Consider the following 1885-nt stretch of genomic DNA (forward strand, 5'->3'; position numbering starts at 1 on the left):
GATCCAGGCGGTGAACTTCCAGGGCTTCACCACGCTGCTGCCCCGGGTCGCCCGGCAGGCGGGCCAGGAGACCGTCCTCGCCGTCGAGATCACGCGCGAGGGCTTCGAGTGGGCCCTGCGCAACGCGTGCCTCTCGCACTACGCGCCGGGCCTGCACACCGACCGGGCCGCCTGGCAGCGCGCGTTGAAGGGCGCGCCCGCCCGCGTCCAGTGGGATCCCGAGCGGGACGTCCACCTGCGGCCGCTCCCCCACCGGGCGCTGCAGCTCGGCCTCTCCGGCGAGGCCGCCCACCGCTACGCGGACGAGTGGATCGTGGACGTCACCGATGCGACGCCGCTCGCCCACGAGGTCCACGGTCTCGTCCGTGCCGGCGACCTGACGGCGGCCCGCGCGCTGCTCCCCGAGGAGCCGCCGTACCCGGCCGGCGACGATCTCCTCGCGCAGCTGCGCGGCTGATCCCGCGGAACGGGGTGCGGCGGACACCGGAGTGCCGCCGCACCCCGTGGTCCGTCAGAGCCCGCCGGTGTACAGCAGCTTGTTGGGCGAGGTCTTGCTCACGTTCAGCGCGCCGCTCGTGGACCGCTCGCCGATCCAGAGCCGGACGTCTTCCGCCGTGGCCCGGGGGTAGGCCTCCTTGAGGAGCACCGCGACGCCCGCCACGTGCGGGCTCGCCATCGAGGTGCCGTTCAGGGAGACGGTGCCGCCTCCGGCCTTCGCCGAGACGATGCCGACGCCGGGGGCGTAGATCGCCACGCACTTGCCGAAGTTGCTGAAGCCGGCCTCGTTGTCGTTGATGTCGGTGGCGCCGACGGTGATGGCGCGCTCCGCGCCCGCCGGGGAGACGTCGCAGGCGTCCTGGGCGTCGTTGCCGGCGGCGACCACCGGCGCGATGCCCTGTTCCGCCACGCGGTTGACGGCGCGGTCGGTGAGCATCGAACGCGCCCCGCCGAGCGAGGCGTTCATGACGGCGGGCTGCTGGGCGTGCAGGGCGACCCAGTCGAAGCCGGCGATGATCGCGGAGTTGGAGCCCCGCCCGTCGCAGCCGAGCACCCGGACGGCGATGAGGTTCGCCTTGTGCGCGACGCCGTACGTGGCGCCGCCGATCGTCCCGGCGACGTGGGTGCCGTGGCCGTGGCAGTCCTGGCCGTTGCGCCCGTCGCCCACCGCGTCGAAGCCGGGCACGGCGCGGCCGGAGTCGAACTCGGCGTGCTGGAAGTCGATCCCGGTGTCGACCACGTAGGCGTTGACCCCCGCGCCCGTACCCGACACGTCGTACCGGCCGTTGAGCGGCAGGTTGCGCTGGTTGATCCGGTTCAGGCCCCAGGTGGCGGCCGGGGTCCGAGGAGTGAAGCGCTCGCCGGCATCGGTCGCGGTGACGAGACCGTCCTGGTGGACGGCCTCCACGCCCGGCAGGCCGCGCACGGCGGACAGCTGTCGGCCGGTCAGCTCGGCGGCGAAGCCGTGCAGCACGGAGGTGTAGGTGAACCGGGGGGTGACCTTCGGCACGGCGGCGGTCACCGAGGCCGGCTCGACACCGTCCTTGAGCGTGACGATGTACCGGTCGGGGATGGCCTCCGTCGTGGTGACCAGCGGCGCAAGGGCCGCCTGCGGATCGCGGGGCGGGGTGGTGTGCGCCGCGGCCGGGGCGGCGGCGCCGAGGGGCGCGAGCAGGAGGAGGAGTGCGGCGAGGACGTTGCGCGCCGAGCGCATGCGGTGCTCCCGTCGGATCGGGTGGGTACGGGCATTCGATCCTTCGGTCACGATGCAAAACGGCTTGAGCGCCGACCATCCGATCGGCCCAGACCCAGGCCCGGACTCAGGCCCAGGCCCACCGGACAGCGGACCCTCACCGCCTCCCCTGGAGACCTCAGCCGGTGACCTCCA

At 73.8% G+C, this 1885-nt stretch carries 2 protein-coding genes; one reads left to right on the forward strand and one right to left on the reverse strand.

The annotated features are described in order from the left end of the window. Positions 1–457: DUF4291 family protein (locus AB0O00_RS37495; protein ID WP_363659167.1), on the forward strand; the 457-nt coding region annotated here is incomplete at its 5' end. Between the two features lie 54 nt (positions 458–511). Here the strand turns inward: AB0O00_RS37495 and AB0O00_RS37500 are convergent. Beyond that, the gene (locus tag AB0O00_RS37500; RefSeq protein WP_363659168.1) at positions 512–1711 is read right to left on the reverse strand and encodes a S8 family peptidase; all 1200 of its coding nucleotides are present in this window, start codon (positions 1709–1711) and stop codon (positions 512–514) included. Positions 1712–1885: the final 174 nt, after the last annotated feature.

Source organism: Kitasatospora sp. NPDC093558 (assembly GCF_040683475.1).
In the GTDB taxonomy this organism is placed as follows: domain Bacteria; phylum Actinomycetota; class Actinomycetes; order Streptomycetales; family Streptomycetaceae; genus Kitasatospora.